Here is a 2,251-nt window from a genome sequence, read left to right as displayed (position 1 = left end):
TTTTTCGTCGTCGGCTTTTTCAGGACAGAGAACGCCTGTGCCTCTGCTGCGTGATAACAAAGTTCCGCCGAGTAGTCGCCGGTAATCAGGATACAAGGTGCGAGAGTATGAATCTCTTTCAGGCGGCGCAGTGCTTCCAGTCCGGTCAGACATTGCATGTGCATGTCAAAGAGGGCCAGATGCACTTTTTCATGGGCCGCTCGTTCGAGTGCTTCTTCCCCGGATTCTGCTTCGATCAGGCGAAAGAATGGTTCGAAGATTTCGCAAAGAGTGCTACGAAAGGCGTCATCGTCGTCGGCGATTAACAACTGGTACTGCTCGACAATCATGAAGTTACACCGCAGAACTCGAAAATTTTCGCATCACATCTTGCCTCACCGAGACACTTGGCTTAACAGAATTAGATTAACGGGTCAATCGGAGTTCCTCTTACGATGGGGCTCGGGTGGCTCGGGCTGGGGGGCTCGAGAACTTGGGGGACTCGGCAGGCCACCAGGTTGCTGGACGACCGGGGGTTGCGGGGGCGATTGGCCCGTGTCGTCTAGTCGAGCTGAGACAGGCCATGCCTGCGGCGGGACTCATTCAGCCACAGGAACGCGCGGGGCTCCTTCTTCAGCAGCTTAATCAATTGGGACGGAGTACACCCCAGTTGTTCGGCCGAACCGTGGAGATGGCTGTTTCGAGCGTTGAGGACGTCCATGGCTTCCGCCAGAACCTTCGGAAAATCTTCGTGTTCTTCGTTGATTCCAATTCGTCCGCCGGCGCACCGTGACCGCCACAATTCCGTCGGTGCAGCTTCCGCCAGTGCATGGGTTCGGACGGCTAAAGCGAGATTCAGCCGCAGCCGTTTGACCGCATTGCGGTGATTATCGAACTGGCTTCGTCGTTCGGCCGCCTGGCCCTCAATTCCCGTCGGCCGATGTCGAATGACCACGGCGGATTCGGTCTTGTTCCGATGCTGTCCTCCCGGGCCTCGTCGCCGTTCGTGGCGGACATCGCAGTCCCGTAGCAGTGTTTCCACAGGAATCCGGGCTGGATGTTCCAGGTCGGGGGGATTGGTTTCGAGCATTCTCAGCCTTCTTCAGGAGTGTTCGATCTCGTTTCAATCAAATCGAAAATCTCTCTGGTTTCAATCTGGTCAGTGGGGGAGGTACGGCAACGAAATTCCGTGCAAATCTCACAGGGGAGTCGAGCGGCCCGGCGAACCGGCGCACAGCCGCCTTTTCTTTCGGGACGTACGACTTTATGCTCCCCTTCAACTCCGACACCCTTGAATGTGACAATGACCCGTGTGATGGCGACTTTCATCGTTGATGCAGGGGGGTGGCTGACTGGTCCTGCGAGTTGAGCAGTTCCCATTCCGGCTGTTATTCCTTTTATTATTCGAGCTTTTCTGGATATGACAACGACATCCACTCCGGCAGAATTCGTGCCTGCGACACAGGCGGAACTCGCTCGATTCATGGCCGAAAACGTGGCGGGACCTCGAAAAACAATCTGTCCCGTGGGGGGGCGGACGGCACTGCACTACGGAGCGGCGGCGACAGCGGATCTGAATGTCTCGCTCGCCGAACTGACCCGCGTGATCGACTACCCGGCCCGTGATATGACGATCACGGTTGAAGCCGGAATGCGGATTGATGAGCTCCAGTCGCGGCTGGCGGCCGAACGACAGCGGCTTCCGATCGATATCGCTCAGCCGACCCGGGCCACGCTCGGTGGTGCGATCGCGACGAATACCAGTGGCTCGCGCCGGTTTGGACATGGGACGTTTCGCGACTATGTCATCGGTATTTCGGCCGTGGACGCCGCGGGCCAACTTTTCAAAGCGGGAGGACGGGTCGTCAAAAACGTGGCGGGCTACGACATCTGCAAGTTGCTGGTCGGTTCGCGCGGCACGTTAGGGATTGTGACCCAGGTGACGCTGAAACTGCGTCCCATGCCCGAGACGACCGCCTTGGCCTGTTTCGGCTTCAAGTCATTTGAGCGGGTAGAGCTGGCTCTTCAGCGACTGCTGAAATCGGACGCCCGTCCGGTCGCCGTCGATGTGCTGAATCCTCCCGCCACACGGCTGATCAGTACAGCTGCTCGTACTTCTGCCCAGCATGCTCCCGTCACTCTGTGTCTGGGCGTTGAAGGGTCAAAGAAAGAAGTCGAATGGCAGCTTGAGACCCTTCATCGCGAACTGGCCGAGGGGGATGTCCCGTCGGAAGAGCGGATTCACGAACCGGACGCGGCGCGACTGTGGGAA

At 58.0% G+C, this 2,251-nt stretch carries 3 protein-coding genes; 1 reads left to right on the top strand and 2 read right to left on the bottom strand.

The window, feature by feature from the left end:
* A partial coding sequence (locus VGE80_RS13560; RefSeq protein WP_440593049.1) for a response regulator occupies positions 1 to 329 on the bottom strand: 329 nt, incomplete at its 3' end.
* A 212-nt stretch (positions 330 to 541) separates the two neighbouring features.
* Entirely contained in the window at positions 542 to 1,069 is a 528-nt protein-coding gene (locus VGE80_RS13555; protein ID WP_373648984.1) for a peptide chain release factor family protein, read from the bottom strand.
* Positions 1,070 to 1,399: 330 nt separating this feature from the next.
* On the opposite strand from VGE80_RS13555, the gene VGE80_RS13550 reads away from it, so the two are divergent.
* Positions 1,400 to 2,251, top strand: an 852-nt coding sequence (locus tag VGE80_RS13550; RefSeq protein WP_440593048.1) for an FAD-binding oxidoreductase, incomplete at its 3' end; no start/stop codon positions are given.

The organism is Schlesneria sp. (assembly GCF_036405755.1).
Taxonomy (GTDB): Bacteria; Planctomycetota; Planctomycetia; order Planctomycetales; family Planctomycetaceae; genus Schlesneria; species Schlesneria sphaerica.
This window is presented reverse-complemented; position numbering and strand designations above follow the sequence as displayed.

Bases quoted from the DNA above. Each gene is read 5' to 3' on its own strand.
- VGE80_RS13555 (WP_373648984.1), bottom strand. From the start codon at position 1,069: ATGCTCGAAACCAATCCCCCCGACCTGGAACATCCAGCCCGGATTCCT.